The organism is Paenibacillus sp. ALE2 (assembly GCF_054113385.1).
Map to the genome: position 1 here is coordinate 1,894,605 of NZ_CM134213.1, position 17,687 is coordinate 1,912,291.

A 17,687-nucleotide genomic window follows, 5' to 3' on the forward strand; every position below is an offset into this window, starting at 1 on the left:
GGAGGAATGTTTTTATGGAAATGCGTTATTCAACTCATCCCGAACATGCCAAGCATTTTACGACTGAAGAGTTGCGTCAGCACTATCTGATCCAGGAGCTTTTTGTACCTGAGGAAGTAAAGCTGGTCTATACGCATGAAGATCGTGTCATTATCGGGGGCATTCATCCCGTGAATAAATCTGTTGCACTGGAAGGTAGCGATCAAATCAAAGCGGAAACTTTCCTGGAACGCCGTGAACTGGGTGTTTTTAATGTCGGCGGCAGCGGTACGGTCAAGGTGGATGGTGAAACTTACGAGCTGGCCACAAAAGACTGTCTCTACGTAGGTAAAGGTGCTAAGAAGTTGATCTTTGAAAGCGATTCCAGCGAAAAGCCTGCGAAATTTTATATCGTTTCAGCCTTGGCTCATACCACGTATCCAACGACGAAGCAGTCTTTTGCCGATGTGCCGTCTGAAAGTCTGGGTTCGCAAGAAACTGCCAATAACCGTACGTTACGTCGCTTTATCCATGACGAAGGCATTCAAAGCTGCCAGCTGGTTATGGGGATGACCACGTTGGAGAACGGCAGTGTGTGGAACTCCATGCCGACACATGTTCATGACCGTCGCATGGAAGTGTATTTCTATTTTGAACTGGACGAAAACGCCAGAATGTTCCACCTGATGGGTGAGCCGAACGAAACACGCCATCTGGTCATGAAAAATGATGAAGCCGTTATTTCTCCGCCTTGGTCTATCCATTGCGGTGCAGCTACAGGCAGCTATACCTTCATTTGGGGCATGGCCGGTGAAAATAAAACATACAAGGACATGGATCAGGTAGCCATGAGCGAGTTGCGTTAATCATTGTATTGGAACGTAGACCTGCAAGCAGCTGAGGAACCATGGTCATCCCATTCGTGGAAAGGATCAGGAACATGACGAAAAAGAAAGTTTTGGAACATATTACTTCGGTTGGTGTTGTCGCAGTCATTCGGGGAAACACAGCGGAGGAAGCGTATCAAATGTCCAAAGCCTGTATTGAAGGCGGCTTGGATAATATTGAGCTTACGTTTACCACGCCAGATGCGGATCAGGTCATTCGAAGATTGAGAGACGAATTTAAGGATCGGGCCGTTATTGGTGCAGGAACTGTACTGGAGTCACTGACGGCAAGAATTGCTATTCTGGCCGGAGCAGAATTTGTCGTAAGTCCTTCTTTTGAAGAAGAAACAGCGAAGCTATGCAATTTGTATGCGATTCCTTATATGCCTGGCTGCATGACGCTGAATGAGATCAAGGAAGCCATGAAATTGGGTAGTGATGTTGTGAAGTTGTTCCCGGGCAATACGATGGGGGCGGACTTTGTTAAGGCCGTGAGAGGGCCAATGCCTCACGTGCAGATTATGCCAACTGGTGGCGTTGACCTGGATAATATGGAAACCTGGCTGCGTAACGGCTGTGTGGCCGTGGGAATTGGAGGCAATTTGACGGCTCCAGCCAAGGAAGGTCGCTACGACTTGATCACCGAAAATGCAGCACGTTATGTGGCTAAATACAAAGAAGTACGTGCAGCGTTGTAGGCTTCAGAAAATATAGGTATTTATACTAATTTGTGATGGAGGCGTAGGCATGGGTCTGAACGATTTTTCATTGGATTTTTTCAGTCTAAAAGGTAAAACAGCGATTGTAACAGGGGGCAACAGTGGATTAGGTCAAGGATATTCCGTAGCTTTGGCCAAGGCAGGCGCAAACCTGTTCATTGTAGCTAACAATGATGATTATGAAGAAACAAGACGTCTGCTGGAGCCAACGGGTGTGAAGTTTGCTTTTCACCAGGCTGACCTGACTGAAAAAGCATCCATTAAAAAACTTGTAGAAGAGTGTGTCAAGGAATTTGGCAAAATTGATATCCTTGTCAATAACGCGGGTACGATCCGCCGCGCTCCTTTGCTGGAGTATAAAGATGAAGATTGGGACGCTGTTATGGAAATCAACCTGAATGCTGTATACCATTTGAGCCAGGAAGTGGCGAAGATAATGGTAGAGCAAAAAAGCGGGAAGATTATCAATGTTGCTTCTATGCTTGCTTTCCAGGGCGGTAAGTTCGTTCCGCCGTATACAGCAAGTAAGCACGCAGTGGCTGGCATAACCAAGGCATTTGCGAACGAACTGGCGGTTCATAACGTTCAGATTAATGCGATTGCCCCTGGCTATATTGCTACGGCGAACACGGCTCCAATTCGTGCGGATGAGAATCGCAATCAAGAGATTTTGTCACGTATTCCTGCGGGTCGTTGGGGTGATCCGTCTGACCTGATGGGGGTTGTTGTTTTCCTCGCCAGTCAGGGTTCGGACTACATGAATGGTCATATCTTGGCGGTGGATGGCGGCTGGCTGGTACGTTAATCAGCGCCAATCACATCGAAGCTATGAACTGAAAGCTGCCTCAAAAGGAACTTGTCCTTTCAGGCAGCTTTTATTTGTTTGATGAACCTGTAAGCTGAATATGAAGATTTGGGGCGTTGTGTCGATCCGTCCTATGCATATGGCACGAATGCCTTTATAATTTAATGAGATAAAAATTGCCTAGGCTCCAGCCGTTACACTTGGTTGGAGCCTTTGAGCATAATACAGAATGGATTGGAGAATGGAGAGATGAGTTCACAGCAACACCAACGAGCTTTGGTATACAAATCGTTGTGGCATGCAGGTCCTTGGGTGCTTGCCGCAGGGATCATCCTGGTAGGTGCCAATCTGCGCGCCTCGATTACTTCGGTAGGACCCCTTATCGGTTTGATTAAGGATTCTTTGCATATTTCGAATACACTAAGTGGTCTGTTAACGACGTTCCCGCTGCTTGCTTTTGCACTGTTGTCGCCTTTTGTAGCCAAACTGTCGCGGCGCTTCGGGTCTTCCCTTATTATTTTTGCGGCCTTGCTGCTGTTGACCGCAGGTATTGTAGTGCGCTCGACGCTGGGGGTGACTGCATTATTTGTCGGGACTGCGATGCTGGGACTGGCTATTGCTGTGTGCAATGTTTTGCTGCCCAGTTTGATCAAAGAGGAATTTCCCCGCAACAGCGGACTAATGACCGGCGTATATTCCGTATCCATGAATGTGGTCGCTGCAACAGCATCCGGTCTGAGTATACCGCTGGCTCTGAACGGAGGAATGGGCTGGCGCGGTGCTTTGGGGATTTGGGCGATTGTCGGTGTCCTAGGTATTTTACTCTGGGTGCCGCAGCTCCTTAAGGCGCGCCGAACGGCTAATCAAGCGGCAGTATCTGCCCGAACGGTGAATGTGTATAAATCGTCGTTGGCTTGGAAGGTGACGCTGTTCATGGGGCTGCAATCTGCCCTCTTCTATGTTCCTGCTGCCTGGTTTCCCGAAATGATGAGCGGACAGGGAATGGATTCAGAGACTGCGGGATGGATGCTGTCTGTGCTGCAATTTTCACAAATGCCATTTACCTTTATTGTGCCTATTTGGGCGGCGCGAGTGAAGGATCAGCGGATGTTGGTTCTGATTATGGCAGTGCTCTATTTTATCGGTTTAGGTGGATTTCTGCTCGGGGCTACACAGTGGAGTGTGGTTTGGGTTATTTGTATTGGAATAGCAGGTGGTTTTGCTTTTCCGCTAGTCATGATGTTCTTTAATTTGCGGACTCGCACACCGCAGCAGGCCGCAGAGCTGTCAGGTATGGCGCAATCCTTTGGTTATTTGCTAGCAGCGACTGGGCCGACGCTGTTCGGCTATTTGCATGATGCGACACAAGGCTGGACAATTCCGCTGCTTTTACTCTTGTGCCTGAGTGTGCTGCTTATGTTTACAGGCCTAGGTGCAGCCAAGAAACGATATGTCGGAGGCGAGGTGGATGATCAGGCTGCAATTTGATGCAGATGGCTATAGCGTGGTCTATAATGCAGATCGTGTTATGTTGTTGGCTAAAGAGTTTGCGTTGTTGCGCTTTTTATACGATAACCGGAATCAGGTGTTCACCCGGGAACAACTGCTGGATCGTGTGTGGCCACTGGAATATCCAGTGGAGCGTACAGTGGATGATCATATCTATAGATTGCGCAAAAAACTTAAGTCATGGAATGGGCTCCGTATTCATACGGTCAGAGGATATGGCTACAGCTTGACCCTGACTGACGTGCAGCAACAGAACCATCCGTCCTTGCACGATCAGGAGGTGCAAGACGCCGTACATGGACTATTCCGCAAATACCAGCTGTTGGGACAGGGAAATTCCATCGTAGCACTAGCTGCCCAGCAGGAGCAGATGGGTTTTCAAATGTCCTCCTTTTATCAAATGTATACCCGTTTTGTACAGGCAGATGTGGCTTGGTTCTTGAAGCAGGAGGATTTTGCACCCGCAGACCGTTTGTATTGGATGCTGCTGCTATATACAGGCACAGCAGCGGTTACGGATCACGGGCTAGCCCTTTGTGAACGTGCGCTCGTCAGCGGATTGCTGTCCAGTGAACAAGAGCGGGAATTACGCATTCTCAATATTCTGGAGGCTTATGTGGAACATGGACAACCAGAACGCGCACAGGAAGGCCTGCCATTGACCTTCATGATCATGGAGCGGGATGATCTCGATAAATTTGTGATGCCAGTTGCGCTCATGGAGATGTACATGCATCTGGTTGCCAATCATATGGAAAAGGCTGCTGAACTGTCTGATCGTCTGGAAGGCATGCTGTCAGAGGCTCCGTATTTGCGCGAACTGGGCCGTTATCGCTTGCTGCGCGGACTTATGCTGTTGCGTACTGGAGATGTAGACCAGGCCGAGCGGCTCATGGATGAGGGGCTGGTCACCCTTGATATGGCCAAACAAGAGCTATTAAAAATCAAAGCGGTTATTCAAATTCGAAGTTTCTTAAAGCTTTGCGGCCCGTATCCCAGGCTGGAAGAGAAGTATGCGGCTCAATACGATCAGCTTGACCGGGACAACAGTTTAACACTGCAACGTTCAGCGCTAAGGCACTGGCTGGAGCAGATCCTTTCTGCGGCCTGACTTTTTTAGCTGTCTGATTTTCCTCTGATATAGGCCCGTTAGAATGTTCTTATTGCTAAAGAAGCAGATAATGAGAGCAGGGTGAGTAGAAATGAAGGAAAAGAAAGAATTGCAGTCCACGCCTAGCATTTGGCATAACGGTCGTTTTCGGCGGATGTTTGCGGCACATACGGCTGCTTCCTTTGGTGATTGGTTTGATGCTATCGCCATTCAGGTGCTTGTTGCTTATCGCTGGGAAGCTGACCCGATGCTGATTGCGCTGATTCCGGTAGTTATGGCGCTACCGGGTCTGCTGCTTGGTTCCATTGCAGGCACGCTAGCCGACCGGGTACATAAGGCCCGATTGATGATCGGCTGCGATGTAGCTGTCGCCTTATTGACGCTGACGATTCTCGCCGTCCCTGGTCCGGTGTGGCTGTTGCCTTTGCTCGGCTTGCGCGCGGCGGCTGGCGTATTCCAAATGCCGTCACAGCAAGGTTTGACTCGTGCAGTAGTCGCCAGTGGCGACCTATTCCGTGCAACCTCACTGAATGGCCTGGTCAATCAGGCTTCAAAAGTGGCGGGACCCTTGCTGGGCGCCATGACCTTGACTGTGCTGTCCCCGCAAGCATGCATTATCCTAAATGCACTGCTGCGCCTCTGCTCTGGCCTCTTGCTCTGGCCGCTGCGCGGAATCGGTCCGGCGCTGGCCAGCACAGACCAGCAAGCGGTTGCTGACGAGCAGCTAGGAAAGTTGGCATCGGTTACAGCGCATGGGGCTGATGATGCCAAGACGCAGGGAGAGCCTGCTCATGTATCCCGTTTTTTCAGCCAGTGGCGGGAAGGCTGGGCGTTCCTTTGGCGCAGTCGAATGCTTTTGCATACGCTCATATTCGGGCTGTTCGGCCTGATCGCCATTCTTATGATCGACTACCAGTTCCCTACGTTGCTGCGAGTGCTCGCACCGGGCAACGAATCGCTGCTTGGCTGGCTGGTTTCCGCCATAGGTGCTGGCGCTGTTGGTTGTATGCTTGTGCTTAATCGCTTGAATCGTATAAGCGCAGGCTGGGGACTCGGTGGAGGCTATGTGCTGATTGGCGGAGCGATTGCCGCTTTAGGCTGGGCGCAGCCCGGGACAGGACTACCCGTACTGCTTACGATCGGGGCTATGCTAGGTGTGGGGAATGGTCTGTACATTATCACCCAGAATTACATATTACAAGCCAAAACCCCTGCTGATATGGTGGGGCGTGTCTTCGGTATTCAAAGTACCGTGATTGGAGCGATCATGGTCATTTCGCCGCTTACCGGGGGATTATTGATCCGAATAGCAGGGGTAGGAACGGCTTTTGTCTGGATCGGGATGTCTGTTGGGATCCTGGGTTTGGCAGGACTTCTGCTTCAATCTGTAATTTGGCGCGAGTCTCTTGCTGATCCTCCCCCTTCGACTGAACAAAATGTCGATCTAGCGTAATCGTTTGCTTCCATTTAAGAAATTTATATTATTGTAGCATCAATATTTTTAGCATAGGAGGGATCATGTTGACTGAAAATTATTCGTCCGCAACGCCAGTGGCACGACTGCTTGAAGGATCACGAGTGTACTTGCGTCCCATTAACGTGGAGGACACCGAGCTGTATTATAATACGTTGTTTCATCAGGAAGTGCGGAGGCTGACGGGCACACAGCGAAGCTTTACCAAAGAGCAAATTGCTCGTTATATAGAAGCTAAAGGACAGGATTCCTCAAGCCTGCTGCTGCTCATTGCACTTCAGGAAGATGATCGTGTCATCGGGGATATTGCGCTACAGGATATGGACAGCCTGAATCGCAGCGCCAACATCCGTATTGCGATCAATGAGCAGGGGAATCAAGGTAAAGGCTACGGCACCGAAGCGCTTGTGCTCATGCTAGGCTATGGATTCGGTATTTGTAACCTGCATCGGATTGAGCTGAATGTATTTGATTTTAATGAACAGGCCATCCGTTGCTATGAAAAAGTAGGCTTTCAACGTGAAGGTGTGCAGCGGGATGCTCTATATTACAATCATCAATACCACGATTCGATTTTGATGAGTATGCTGCAGCATGAATACTGTGCCCGGTATGTGGAAAAAACAAAAAGTTGACTCAATGACGTTTACAGGGGTTTAAAGAAGAGGTATAATTAAAAGATAAAGTTGCTTGTTTGCGCAAGGATGACCGACAACATCAAATGAATATATGAATTATCGGAGGAGCCTGTCACCAAGGCTCCTTTATGTCTTTTTAGGGGAACCTGTGCTGTATGTCGGGTTTCCCTTTTTATTTTGCGAGTTGTGGTCTGTTGAAGGTCAGACACATATTTTGGACGATTGTTCTGCATTTTATGATTATCCGTTTTCTTCAATTGTAGATGATGCGCAAATGAGTTCAAGGATTAAATAAAAGGAGGTTATTAACCTATGCAATTTATATTGTATCTTCTTTTGATTCTATTGTTTACAAAAGTAGCCGGTCATTTATCGGTTAAGCTCGGTCAACCTGCGGTATTGGGGAAGCTGATCGCTGGTATCGTGCTGGGCCCGGCAGTTTTGGGATGGGTACAAAATGATTCGCTGATTCATAATATGTCTGAAATCGGCGTGTTGCTGTTGATGTTCATTGCCGGGCTGGAGACGGATCTGGATCAGCTTCGGCGCAACTGGAAGCCTGCGGTAGCAGTGGCTGTCGGGGGTATTATTTTGCCTTTGCTCTGTGGTTTTGGAGTCGGTGAAGCCTTTGGTTTTTCAGTGCATGAAGGATGGTTTCTGGGGATTGTCTTGAGCGCTACTTCCGTAAGCATTACGGTGCAGGTGCTTAAGGATATGAACAAGCTGAATACTCGAGAAGGCTCGACCATTTTGGGCGCAGCCGTACTGGATGATGTGCTTGTCGTAGTGCTGCTTGCGGTAGTGATGAGTATATTCGGCATGGGTGGGCAAACCTCGCTGGGACTTCTTGTTGGCAAGAAGCTGATCTTCTTCATGGTATCTATTCTGGGTGGCTGGTTCGTTGTTCCATGGATTATGAAAATACTTGCCCCCCTCAAAGTGACAGAGGCTGTGATTACTGCTGCTTTGGTTATTTGTTTCGGTTTTGCGTATTTTGCAGATTTGATGGGTATGGCGGGTATTATCGGAGCTTTTGCTGCCGGGATTGCCATTTCGCAAACAAGCTTTAAGCATGTCGTAGAAGAAAAGGTGGAGCCTATCGCTTATTCCATCTTTGTTCCTGTATTTTTTGTCAGCATTGGCTTAAATGTATCCTTTGAGGGAGTAGGCCAGCAGCTAGGATTTGTCGTTGTTTTGACCCTGATAGCGCTGGTGACAAAACTAATTGGTGGAGGCATCGGGGCACGGCTGATGGGCTTCGATAACCGTTCTTCGCTGGCGATTGGTTCTGGGATGATATCACGTGGTGAAGTCGCGCTAATTATCGCAGCTACCGGTCTACAGTCGGGCCTGCTGGCACAGCAATATTTTACATCGGTCATCATTGCCGTTATTTTGACGACTTTGGCCGCACCTCCAATTCTTAAACTATGTTTTAACGATAGGAAGTCCTTAAGCCAGGTAGAGAAGTAAAAGGCTGGTGCTGACAAGTCATACTAAAAGACCCTTCTGATTCATTTTCCAAGCAGGATGGAAAGTGATCGAAGGGTCCTTTTATGTTGGAATGTTCGGTTGGTTGTAGAATTAGGACTCGGATACGACGGTGAAACGTTGATTCAAATGTTGTGGTTTTTCAATTTCGTCTACTACGGCAACTGCATAATCCTCATAGCTAACATAGCTTGCACCTTTGGAATTAACCAGTAGTGTGTCTTTGCCCACTTGGTAAGAGCCTGTACGTTGGCCGAGAGCAAATTCCGCGGAAGGACTAATAAACGTCCAGTTCAGGTCGCTGGTACCGCGTAGAATGTCCAGGTTCTTTCCTTGGTTATGAGCTGTTGGATATACAAAATCAGGGAAGTCGGGAGTATCCTTGACCAAGAGTGTCTGAGATTCATCCGTAAACAAGCTGCCTGCACCACCTACGACAATCAGGCGAGTACCGGATACATTGCGGAGAGCCTCAATTAGCACGTTACCTGCATCTACATGCAGATGCTCTTGTCCGAACGGAGCGGCAAAAGCATTAACAACGGCGTCAAAACCTTTCAGATCATCTGTTTTCAGGTCAAAAACGTCTTTTTGTACTACAGCTGCACGATTATCCGTTACTTTAGCTGGGTCACGGACGATGGCGGTTACTTCATGCCCTCTGTCTAATGCTTCTTTTACGATATTACTTCCTGCTTTACCGCCTGCACCAATAACTGCAATTTTCATAATAGAATAGCCTCCTAAAAAATAATTTGGATGATTTATTGGCTTAATTCATGCGTTGTATGATGTTCATACTTGAACTTTAATATGTAACTATTATAGTTACAACATAAAATAAAAGTCAAGCTCTTCTTTGGGCAAAATAGAGTCCTCCGATTGGAAAGAGAGGAACTCGTTTAAATATAAGGTGATACTGAATGAATAAATGTAAACCATATTGAATACATGTAGACTTCAAATAAGAAAGGAAGAGTGAAACGATATGAGTAAAAAAGTACAGCTGGAGCCCGCAGCGCAAAAATTCGCAGACGATAATGCCAAGCCTCCGTTTCTGTATGATTTGGGTCCTGAAAAAGGACGTGAAACGGTCAATGAGGTTCAATCCGGTCCAGCAGATAAACCTGCCGCAGATCTGGAGGATCTGTCGATTCCAGGTGGCCCTGGCGGTGAGGTGAAGGTCAGAATTGTTCGTCCACAACAGGTGACAGGTGATCTCCCGGTCATTGTATATATCCACGGAGCAGGCTGGGTATTCGGTAATGCTCATACGCATGACCGTCTGATTCGTGAATTGGCAGTAGGCTCACAGGCAGCTGTTGTATTCCCTGAATACAGCTTGTCACCTGAAGCCAAATATCCGACGGCGATTGAGGAAATTTACGCGGTCGTTCAATGGGTGGCACAGCATGGGCGCGAGCATGGGCTGAAGCCCGATACGCTGACGATCGCCGGAGATAGTGTCGGTGGTAACATGACTGCAGCTGTAACTCTGCTGGCCAAAGAACGCAGTGGCCCTGCCATTCGGCAACAGTTGCTGTTCTATCCGGTGACGGACGCTTCTTTTGATACGGAATCGTACCATGAGTTCGCCACAGGGTATTTCCTGAGCCGTGAAGGGATGCAATGGTTCTGGGATCAATATACGACAGATCCTAACGAACGGGCGCAGATCACGGCGTCCCCGTTACGTGCTACCACGGATCAGCTCAAAGGGCTACCACGTGCGCTGGTTATTACAGGCGAGGCTGATGTGTTGCGTGATGAAGGGGAGGCTTATGCGAACAAGCTGCGTGAAGCTGGGGTAGATGTAACCGCTGTACGCTTTCAGGGCATCATACACGATTTTGTGATGCTGAACCCATTGTCGGAAACTGCGGCCAAGCGCGGTGCGATCACGCTTGCTACCTCGTGGCTGCGCCAAGGGTTTGGGGGCTAATTGTATAGACGAGTGAAGGAATACACAGTTAGTATGTAAGGAAGCGCCTCCCAGCCCATGAAGGGAGGTGCTTCTTTTGGTTCTGTTTATTTAATTCTATTTGCGTTTACCATATAGCGGTTTTCTATTCTTGCCTAACTTCCCTAATTTTCCAGGTGGTTTTATAAAGCTGAACTTCCCTAATTTAAAATTGGTTTTTCTTTTTTTCGCCACTAGAGTACGTCTTGACTTAGATGCACTTTGGGTACTATCTACAAGGTTTAGAGTGTAGTTTTCAAAATTGCCAACATTGATCTCCTCGAATCCCACGCTTCTACAGCCCTGGCCCTGGCAACTTGCTATCCAGCATCTTGTGAAAGCCTCTCTAGGAACATCTGTGTAGAAATCACCACCCCACGAATTACCAAAACTGTCATGCCCGTAGACATAAAACGTTTGGTTTGCGGCTGATCCAGCTACAAGAAATGCGCGTCTACCGGGTTCTATACGGTACCACCCTCTCTTAGCATAGGTGATAGGACTACAACCAGAATCATAGTATCCAACGGCAACTGAAATAGGGTTAGACGTACTGTTACGAACATAAAAACCCATTCTATTCACTCCATTCTTTGAAAGATTAATATCAATCTATGCGAATTCTCTGAAAAAGTAATAGACATACGGACAACCAAAAAGTACAAAAAAAGAACATGAGATGATCCATGGATGTGGTTTATAAATAAAGGAATATATGGAGTGTAAAGGGATATTCTTATGGAACCGCTTCACGTTCGTCGACCAGAGTGATAATATAAAATTTGAACGATTTTGACCGCCATTCGGCCTAAGGAGGATATCCATGCCATTTCAGGGACAACGCATTTTACCTGCAGCTAAGCACATGAAGCAGTTGGAGGATATTTTGGACAGCTCTTATGAGTATGCTGTTTTTCTGGATACGCATGTAGCGCAGTTGCGCAACTTGTACCAGATGGCAAGGAGCCGCAACAAGCAGATGCTTCTGCATGCCGACCTGGTGCAGGGTTTGAAGAATGACGAGTATGCCGCTGAGTATTTGTGTCAGGAGATTAAGCCATTTGGTATTATCTCGACCCGTTCCGGGGTGATTGCAACCGCCAAAAAAAAGGGAATCCTTGCTGTACAGCGAGTGTTCCTGCTGGATACGATTGCGCTGGAAAAAAGCTACGCACTGGTGGAAAAAACGCGCCCCGATTATATTGAGGTGCTACCTGGTGTTGTGCCACCGATGATTGCGGAGGTCAGTGAACGTACAGGGATTCCCATTTTGGCTGGCGGACTTATTCGTACCCCGGAGGAGGTGGAGGCGGCGTTGGCAGCGGGAGCTACAGCAGTTACCACCTCCAATAAACAACTGTTTGAGCACTATAAGCGATAGCTTCTATTTGAATCAAGTAGGCAACATACATAAAGCAAGGAGACTGGAAAATGATGGAACAGTACATTCTTGCCTTGGATCAAGGCACAACTAGTTCGCGGGCCATCTTGTTTGATCGGCAGGGGAAAGTGGTGTACAAGGCACAACGGGAGTTTCCTCAGTATTTTCCCCAGCCGGGATGGGTAGAGCACAACGCGAATGAAATATGGAGCTCTATTTTGGCCGTCATCGCCTCTTGTCTGTCGGAATCAGGTGTGAAAGCCGGTCAAATTGCTGGAATTGGCATTACCAATCAACGGGAAACTGTGGTGGTGTGGAATAAACATACAGGCCTGCCGGTATATCATGCGCTGGTATGGCAATCACGGCAAACGGCCGGGATTTGCGAGGACTTGAAAGGCCGTGGACTTGATCAAACTTTTCATAGCAAAACAGGGCTGCTCATTGATCCCTACTTTTCGGGTACCAAAGTCAAATGGATACTCGACAACGTTGAAGGAGCGAGAGCCCAGGCGGAACGCGAAGAGCTGTTGTTCGGTACAATCGATACCTGGCTGATCTGGAGACTGTCTGGCGGTAAAGCGCATGTAACGGACTATTCCAACGCTGCTCGTACGCTAATGTACAACATTTATGAGCTGAAATGGGATGAGGAGCTGCTGGATATTCTCGGCGTTCCTGCGTCTATGCTGCCGGAGGTGAGGTCATCCTCCGAAATATATGCGAATACGGTGGATTATCATTTTTTTGGACAGGAAATTCCCATTGCCGGAGCGGCGGGCGATCAGCAAGCAGCTTTGTTCGGTCAGGGATGCTTTGACAAAGGCATGATTAAAAATACATACGGTACGGGCTGCTTTATGCTGATGAATACCGGAGATGAGCCCTGTGAATCGAAGCATGGACTGATTACGACCATTGCATGGGGGTTGAACGGTCAGGTGAAGTATGCGTTGGAGGGCAGCATTTTTGTAGCCGGGTCTGCTATTCAGTGGCTGCGTGACGGGCTGCGTATGTTCCGCGAGGCCAAGGACAGTGAAGCGTATGCGGCGCGGGTGACCTCAACGGAGGGTGTATATTTTGTCCCAGCCTTTGTGGGTCTTGGCAGCCCGTATTGGGACAGTGATGTGCGCGGCGCGACCTTTGGCTTAACACGGGGAACATCCAAGGAGCATTTTATACGAGCGGTACTGGAATCGCTGGCCTACCAGACCAAAGATGTTCTAACCGCCATGGCGAGCGACTCGGGTGTACCTGTGCGCTCATTGCGTGTAGATGGGGGCGCAGTGATGAACGAGTTCCTGATGCAGTTCCAGAGCGATATTCTCGATCTGCATGTGGAACGACCTGCTGTGAACGAGACAACTGCACTGGGGGCGGCGTATTTGGCAGGGCTGGCAGTCGGCTTCTGGGACAGTTTGGATGAAGTCCGGGGATATGCTCAGAGTGACCGAACCTTCACTCCGACCATGAGTGAAGAAGTGCGGGCTGAACGATATGGTGGCTGGAAAAAGGCGGTCCATGCCGCGATGGCATTCAAGTAAAGGTGGTTTTACGACAGTAGGCAGTCAGCTGACAACAGGCAGATTCCCCTTTTCATCGTGTACTGTGTATGCTACGATATAGATAAGTTAATACTCGTCAGGAGACTTGGAGAGACCATGAACCGCTCGGCATCCGCCGCAGCGATGTTCGTGGTCTTTTTTTGTATCTTTTGGTGATTCGGTGTCAGATGGCAAAGCAGACATGTACGAAATTGGAGGGATAGATGATGGGAGAACAGGGATTTGCTGCACAGGAGAGAACGGCTGTTTTGGAACGTATGGGGCGTGAGCATTTTGATATTTTAATTATTGGTGGCGGCATTACAGGGGCGGGAATTGCGCTGGACGCTGCGGATCGTGGTTTGAAGACGGCTCTGGTGGAAATGCAGGATTTTGCAGCAGGCACATCCAGTCGTTCTACCAAGCTGGTGCATGGCGGTCTTCGTTATTTGAAGCAATTTGAGGTTAAGATGGTAGCAGAGGTCGGGAAGGAACGAGCTATCGTATTTGAAAATGGCCCTCATGTGACCATTCCGGAGCGTATGTTGCTTCCTTTTCACCAGGGTGGCACATTTAATGCATTCACCACCTCGATTGGTCTGCTGGTGTATGACTTCCTCGCTGGCGTGAAGCGTAGTGAGCGTCGCCGCATGCTGGACATCCAGGCTACGCTGGAGCGCGAGCCTTTGCTGAAGAGAGAAGGACTGAAGGGAAGCGGTAGTTATGTGGAGTACCGCACAGACGATGCTCGCCTAACGATTGAGGTGATGAAGGAAGCCGTTACACGAGGGGCGCTGGCCGTGAACTATGCCAAGGCTGACAAGCTGCTGTATGACAGCGGACGAATAAGCGGCGCCAGTGTAACCGATCGGGTAACGGGAAAGCCATACGAGATCAGGGCTTCGCTGGTCATTAACGCTGCCGGGCCATGGGTAGATACGTTGCGGGAAATGGATCGCTCCAAAGAGGGCAAGGTGCTTCGCCTGACGAAGGGTATCCACCTGGTATTCGATGCTGAGCGTTTCCCGCTTCAACAAGCAGTGTACTTCGATACACCGGATGGACGCATGGTGTTCGCGATCCCGCGTGATGGCAAAACCTATGCAGGTACGACCGACACGGTGTATGAAGGGGATACGGCGCACCCTCGGATGACCGCCGAAGACCGGGCGTATGTGCTTCAAGCGATCAACGGGATGTTCCCGGATGTGAAGCTGACGGTTGCAGATGTGGAATCCAGTTGGGCAGGAGTACGCCCGCTCATTTATGAAGACGGTAAAAGCCCTTCGGAAATTTCACGTAAGGACGAAATTTGGGAATCCCGTTCAGGTCTGATCACGATTGCAGGCGGCAAGCTGACAGGCTACCGGAAAATGTCCGAACTCGTCGTGGATCGCGCGGTACGGGAGCTGGGCCGCTTGCATGGGCAAAGCTTTCGGGCATGCCGCACAAGGCATATCCCGATTTCGGGCGGCAATGTAGGCGGCTCGGCGGGCTGGGACGCTTTCGTGAGCAAGCAGGCCATAGCGGGCGCTGCGCTCGGTCTATCGCCGGAAACCGCCAGAGCATGGGCTGTTCGCTATGGCTCAAATGCGGAGCGACTGTTCGCCATAGCGACACGGAGCATGAAGAACGCCACCGAGACGGAAGCGGCGTTGCCTATAGAAGTGCGTGTTCCGCTATTGTACGCGATGGAACAGGAAATGACGGTGACACCGTCTGACTTTTTCATACGTCGCACTGGAGCACTGTTCTTTCAGATTGACGAGGTGAAGCGCTGGAAGCAGGCTGTCATTGCATGGATGTCCGAGTACGCAGGCTGGAGCGCCGAGCAAGAACGCCAATATACGACTGAGCTGGATGCTTATCTGTATGAAGCTGTGACACCTGTAGAGGTAGAGGCGGAACCCAGCGCTGTTAAAGCCATCTGATACAGCGTGAGGGATGCGTATCCTTTACCGCTCCGCTTCTCTACAATCGTTTCGTTTCTCACCACTGCTTTAAGCGAAAAAGGGTCCTACAAAACAAAAGCAGTGATTCTCTATTGATAAGAGAATCACTGCTTCTTTGTATACAGATGGCTTACAGCATCAAGTGGAACAGGAACGGAGCAGCCGCCAAGGTAAAGAGAGCGGCGAGCACCATCGAGATACTGGAAATCGTACCTGTCAGCGAACTAAATTCGAATGCTTTGGAAGTACCCGTACCATGCGCACCGGTACCGAGCAATACCCCGCGTGAAACTTCATTTTCGATACGGAACAGCTTTACGGTCATTGGGCCGATAATAAGACCGCTCAATCCGGTCAAAATAACGAATACAGCCGTGACTGTTGGATTACCGCCAATCGTTTGCGATACATTCATCGCAATAGGCGTCGTAATGGAGCGAGGAATCAGGCTGCTCAGCAGCGAGGAGTCCAGGTGCATCCACTTGGCGAGCTCCATGGAGGACAGCACGGCTACGACAGATCCAGACAACACGCTAAGCACAATTTGGGCCGCGTGTTTCTTTAACACAGGGAAATATCGGTACAAAGGGACAGCAAATGCAATCGTGGCTGGCTGTAGCAGCATGGATAGCAAATGAGCGCCCGAATTATAAGAACGGTAGTTCACACCCGTCAGCGTCAAAATCAAAATGATAACCACAGGTGTAATGAGCAATGGGGACAAATACACCTTGGGCAATGTGCGGTACATGCGTTTGGCCATCCAGTAAATAGCAAGTGTTAATATAATACATAGAAGACCGGTCATGATGATTTATGCTCCTTTCGTTTACCAAGCAGACTGGCGATCATACCTGTGCAGGCCATCACCAGGAAGGTGCCGAGCAGCACGACCAGCATAATGCTCATGCCGTCGTGTTCCAGCATTGGCCAATAATTCATAACACCAACAGCGGAGGGAATAAAGAATAATAGCAGCTCGGCCAGCAACCAGTTAGCGCCAACCTCGATCCAGCTTAGTCGAACCACGCCCGTTTGCAGCAGAATAAAGAGAATCAGCATACCGATGATACTACCGGGTACAGGCAGGTGGAGCCAGGAGACCACCGCGTTCAGGATGAGCGAAAAGGCCATCAGGACGGCGATCTGAAGGACACCGCGTATGAAGCTTTTCATATATAAAGTCTCCTATCTTCGAGATCCGTTATTTTCAAACTGTAATGAAATTTTACATCACAAGCTTTCATGAGTAAAATGCATATAAAGAATGAAGTCTATTCCGTTTGTCTATGGAAGAAGGTGTAGCTTTGGATATCCGACATTTGCAATATTTTCTGGAAGTCGCGCGGTTGCGCAGCTTTACGAAGGCAGCCCAGAGCATGTTTATTACCCAGCCGACGATCAGTAAGACGATTAAAAGCCTGGAAGAAGAATTGGGAGTTACTCTGTTCGATCGGATTGGCAAAAAAATCGAACTGACGGATGCGGGCAAGGTCATTGAGCTTCAGGCCCAAGCGATTGTGAAGTCCTTTCAGAGCCTGTCCTCGGAACTGAGTGATTTGATGAACCTGAAAAAAGGACATATCCGTATTGGTCTGCCTCCTATGGTCGGATCGAGCTTTTTTCCGCGTGTCATTGGAGAATTTCACAAGGCCTTTCCCGATGTAACCATTCAATTGTTTGAGGATGGGGCAAAGAAAGTGGAGCAGGATGTAGAAGCCGGGGCATTGGATATTGGGGTGATTGTGCTGCCTCCGGTTGGCGATATGTTCGAGACATTTCTATTTGTGGAGGAAAAGCTGAATCTGCTCGTTCATCCTACACATGCATTGGCTGAGTGCAAGGAGGTGCCGCTATCTGCGTTAGCAGAGGAGGCGTTTGTGCTGTTCCGTGAGGATTTTACGCTGCATGACCGTATCATTGCCGAATGTGTCCGTGCCGGCTTTCAGCCGCGTGTAGTCTACGAAAGCTCTCAATGGGATTTGATTAGCGAAATGGTTGCTGCCAACCTGGGAGTAGCGTTATTGCCGGAGGCGATATGCCGGGATTTGGATTCCGAACGTTTGCGTGTTCTTCCGCTGGTGGACCCTGTCATTCCTTGGCATTTGGGGATGATTTGGCGGAACGATCGGTATCTGTCCTTTGCGGCCAGAGAGTGGATATCCTTCACACAGCGATTGTTGCGGACAGAATATGGCGGAAGTCGTCGGTGAGAAGGACGGAAGTGGCTTACATCA

Annotated in this window: 17 protein-coding genes; 13 read left to right on the forward strand and 4 right to left on the reverse strand. The window is 49.1% G+C overall.

Translation table 11 applies throughout. The features are described 5' to 3' along the window. Positions 1 to 14 precede the first annotated feature (14 nt). The 8 genes from kduI (at position 15) to ACXHJ1_RS08235 (ending at position 8,595) form a co-directional block, all read left to right on the forward strand. Positions 15 to 845, forward strand: a complete 831-nt coding sequence (gene kduI, locus ACXHJ1_RS08200; RefSeq protein ID WP_017428648.1) for a 5-dehydro-4-deoxy-D-glucuronate isomerase — start codon at positions 15 to 17, stop codon at positions 843 to 845. Positions 846 to 919: 74 nt separating this feature from the next. Further along, entirely contained in the window at positions 920 to 1,564 is a 645-nt protein-coding gene (locus ACXHJ1_RS08205; protein ID WP_013373614.1) for a bifunctional 2-keto-4-hydroxyglutarate aldolase/2-keto-3-deoxy-6-phosphogluconate aldolase, read from the forward strand. Positions 1,565 to 1,613: 49 nt separating this feature from the next. After that, positions 1,614 to 2,390 (forward strand): 2-dehydro-3-deoxy-D-gluconate 5-dehydrogenase KduD, encoded by a 777-nt coding sequence (gene kduD, locus ACXHJ1_RS08210; protein ID WP_025366104.1) that lies wholly within the window; start codon positions 1,614 to 1,616, stop codon positions 2,388 to 2,390. Positions 2,391 to 2,639: 249 nt separating this feature from the next. Next, positions 2,640 to 3,878 (forward strand): CynX/NimT family MFS transporter, encoded by a 1,239-nt coding sequence (locus ACXHJ1_RS08215; protein WP_457905921.1) that lies wholly within the window; start codon positions 2,640 to 2,642, stop codon positions 3,876 to 3,878. Continuing rightward, a complete protein-coding gene (locus tag ACXHJ1_RS08220; RefSeq protein WP_457905922.1) occupies positions 3,859 to 5,010 on the forward strand; it encodes a winged helix-turn-helix domain-containing protein in 1,152 nt (383 codons plus the stop codon). Before ACXHJ1_RS08215 ends, ACXHJ1_RS08220 begins: the two co-directional genes overlap by 20 nt. Before the next feature lie 91 nt (positions 5,011 to 5,101). Further along, on the forward strand, positions 5,102 to 6,463 hold the full coding sequence (locus ACXHJ1_RS08225) for an MFS transporter (protein WP_457905923.1): 1,362 nt from the start codon (positions 5,102 to 5,104) through the stop codon (positions 6,461 to 6,463). Between the two features lie 65 nt (positions 6,464 to 6,528). After that, positions 6,529 to 7,119 (forward strand): GNAT family N-acetyltransferase, encoded by a 591-nt coding sequence (locus ACXHJ1_RS08230; protein WP_031462428.1) that lies wholly within the window; start codon positions 6,529 to 6,531, stop codon positions 7,117 to 7,119. A gap of 315 nt (positions 7,120 to 7,434) precedes the next feature. Next, positions 7,435 to 8,595, forward strand: coding sequence for a cation:proton antiporter (locus tag ACXHJ1_RS08235; RefSeq protein ID WP_457905924.1), 1,161 nt, complete (start codon positions 7,435 to 7,437; stop codon positions 8,593 to 8,595). 111 nt (positions 8,596 to 8,706) lie between these two features. On the opposite strand, the gene ACXHJ1_RS08240 is transcribed toward ACXHJ1_RS08235, so the two are convergent. Continuing rightward, positions 8,707 to 9,342, reverse strand: coding sequence for an NAD(P)-dependent oxidoreductase (locus ACXHJ1_RS08240; protein ID WP_016822726.1), 636 nt, complete (start codon positions 9,340 to 9,342; stop codon positions 8,707 to 8,709). A gap of 259 nt (positions 9,343 to 9,601) precedes the next feature. Between ACXHJ1_RS08240 and ACXHJ1_RS08245 the strand changes: the two genes are divergently transcribed. Next, complete coding sequence (locus ACXHJ1_RS08245) at positions 9,602 to 10,555, forward strand: alpha/beta hydrolase (RefSeq protein WP_025366098.1); 954 nt, start codon at positions 9,602 to 9,604, stop codon at positions 10,553 to 10,555. A gap of 96 nt (positions 10,556 to 10,651) precedes the next feature. On the opposite strand, the gene ACXHJ1_RS08250 is transcribed toward ACXHJ1_RS08245, so the two are convergent. Beyond that, complete coding sequence (locus ACXHJ1_RS08250) at positions 10,652 to 11,149, reverse strand: DUF1036 domain-containing protein (RefSeq protein WP_044786915.1); 498 nt, start codon at positions 11,147 to 11,149, stop codon at positions 10,652 to 10,654. 247 nt (positions 11,150 to 11,396) lie between these two features. Here ACXHJ1_RS08250 and ACXHJ1_RS08255 point away from each other — a divergent pair, with 247 nt between their 5' ends. The 3 genes from ACXHJ1_RS08255 to ACXHJ1_RS08265 all read left to right on the forward strand — a co-directional run bounded on the left by ACXHJ1_RS08255 (position 11,397) and on the right by ACXHJ1_RS08265 (position 15,429). Then, the gene (locus tag ACXHJ1_RS08255) at positions 11,397 to 11,954 is read left to right on the forward strand and encodes a glycerol-3-phosphate responsive antiterminator (RefSeq protein ID WP_025366097.1); all 558 of its coding nucleotides are present in this window, start codon (positions 11,397 to 11,399) and stop codon (positions 11,952 to 11,954) included. Between the two features lie 53 nt (positions 11,955 to 12,007). After that, the gene (gene glpK, locus ACXHJ1_RS08260) at positions 12,008 to 13,498 is read left to right on the forward strand and encodes a glycerol kinase GlpK (RefSeq protein ID WP_457906175.1); all 1,491 of its coding nucleotides are present in this window, start codon (positions 12,008 to 12,010) and stop codon (positions 13,496 to 13,498) included. A gap of 227 nt (positions 13,499 to 13,725) precedes the next feature. Next, the gene (locus tag ACXHJ1_RS08265) at positions 13,726 to 15,429 is read left to right on the forward strand and encodes a glycerol-3-phosphate dehydrogenase/oxidase (RefSeq protein ID WP_457906176.1); all 1,704 of its coding nucleotides are present in this window, start codon (positions 13,726 to 13,728) and stop codon (positions 15,427 to 15,429) included. Between the two features lie 151 nt (positions 15,430 to 15,580). Here the strand turns inward: ACXHJ1_RS08265 and ACXHJ1_RS08270 are convergent, their stop codons facing one another. Beyond that, positions 15,581 to 16,258 carry a CidB/LrgB family autolysis modulator gene (locus tag ACXHJ1_RS08270; protein WP_457905925.1) on the reverse strand — a complete coding sequence of 226 codons (678 nt, stop codon included), beginning with the start codon at positions 16,256 to 16,258 and terminating at the stop codon, positions 15,581 to 15,583. Next, complete coding sequence (locus tag ACXHJ1_RS08275) at positions 16,255 to 16,626, reverse strand: CidA/LrgA family protein (RefSeq protein ID WP_016822733.1); 372 nt, start codon at positions 16,624 to 16,626, stop codon at positions 16,255 to 16,257. Before ACXHJ1_RS08275 ends, ACXHJ1_RS08270 begins: the two co-directional genes overlap by 4 nt. Before the next feature lie 131 nt (positions 16,627 to 16,757). Between ACXHJ1_RS08275 and cidR the strand changes: the two genes are divergently transcribed. After that, positions 16,758 to 17,663 (forward strand): cidABC operon transcriptional activator CidR, encoded by a 906-nt coding sequence (gene cidR / locus ACXHJ1_RS08280; RefSeq protein WP_025366094.1) that lies wholly within the window; start codon positions 16,758 to 16,760, stop codon positions 17,661 to 17,663. Positions 17,664 to 17,687 lie beyond the last annotated feature (24 nt).

Coding starts and splice junctions, on each gene's coding strand:
- ACXHJ1_RS08235 (WP_457905924.1), top strand. CDS start 7,435: ATGCAATTTATATTGTATCTTCTTTTGATTCTATTGTTTACAAAAGTA.
- ACXHJ1_RS08205 (WP_013373614.1), top strand. CDS start 920: ATGACGAAAAAGAAAGTTTTGGAACATATTACTTCGGTTGGTGTTGTC.
- ACXHJ1_RS08245 (WP_025366098.1), top strand. CDS start 9,602: ATGAGTAAAAAAGTACAGCTGGAGCCCGCAGCGCAAAAATTCGCAGAC.
- ACXHJ1_RS08275 (WP_016822733.1), bottom strand. CDS start 16,626: ATGAAAAGCTTCATACGCGGTGTCCTTCAGATCGCCGTCCTGATGGCC.
- ACXHJ1_RS08240 (WP_016822726.1), bottom strand. CDS start 9,342: ATGAAAATTGCAGTTATTGGTGCAGGCGGTAAAGCAGGAAGTAATATC.
- ACXHJ1_RS08250 (WP_044786915.1), bottom strand. CDS start 11,149: ATGGGTTTTTATGTTCGTAACAGTACGTCTAACCCTATTTCAGTTGCC.
- ACXHJ1_RS08270 (WP_457905925.1), bottom strand. CDS start 16,258: ATGACCGGTCTTCTATGTATTATATTAACACTTGCTATTTACTGGATG.
- ACXHJ1_RS08265 (WP_457906176.1), top strand. CDS start 13,726: ATGGGAGAACAGGGATTTGCTGCACAGGAGAGAACGGCTGTTTTGGAA.
- glpK (WP_457906175.1), top strand. CDS start 12,008: ATGGAACAGTACATTCTTGCCTTGGATCAAGGCACAACTAGTTCGCGG.
- kduI (WP_017428648.1), top strand. CDS start 15: ATGGAAATGCGTTATTCAACTCATCCCGAACATGCCAAGCATTTTACG.
- ACXHJ1_RS08225 (WP_457905923.1), top strand. CDS start 5,102: ATGAAGGAAAAGAAAGAATTGCAGTCCACGCCTAGCATTTGGCATAAC.
- ACXHJ1_RS08220 (WP_457905922.1), top strand. CDS start 3,859: ATGATCAGGCTGCAATTTGATGCAGATGGCTATAGCGTGGTCTATAAT.
- ACXHJ1_RS08230 (WP_031462428.1), top strand. CDS start 6,529: ATGTTGACTGAAAATTATTCGTCCGCAACGCCAGTGGCACGACTGCTT.
- ACXHJ1_RS08255 (WP_025366097.1), top strand. CDS start 11,397: ATGCCATTTCAGGGACAACGCATTTTACCTGCAGCTAAGCACATGAAG.
- ACXHJ1_RS08215 (WP_457905921.1), top strand. CDS start 2,640: ATGAGTTCACAGCAACACCAACGAGCTTTGGTATACAAATCGTTGTGG.
- kduD (WP_025366104.1), top strand. CDS start 1,614: ATGGGTCTGAACGATTTTTCATTGGATTTTTTCAGTCTAAAAGGTAAA.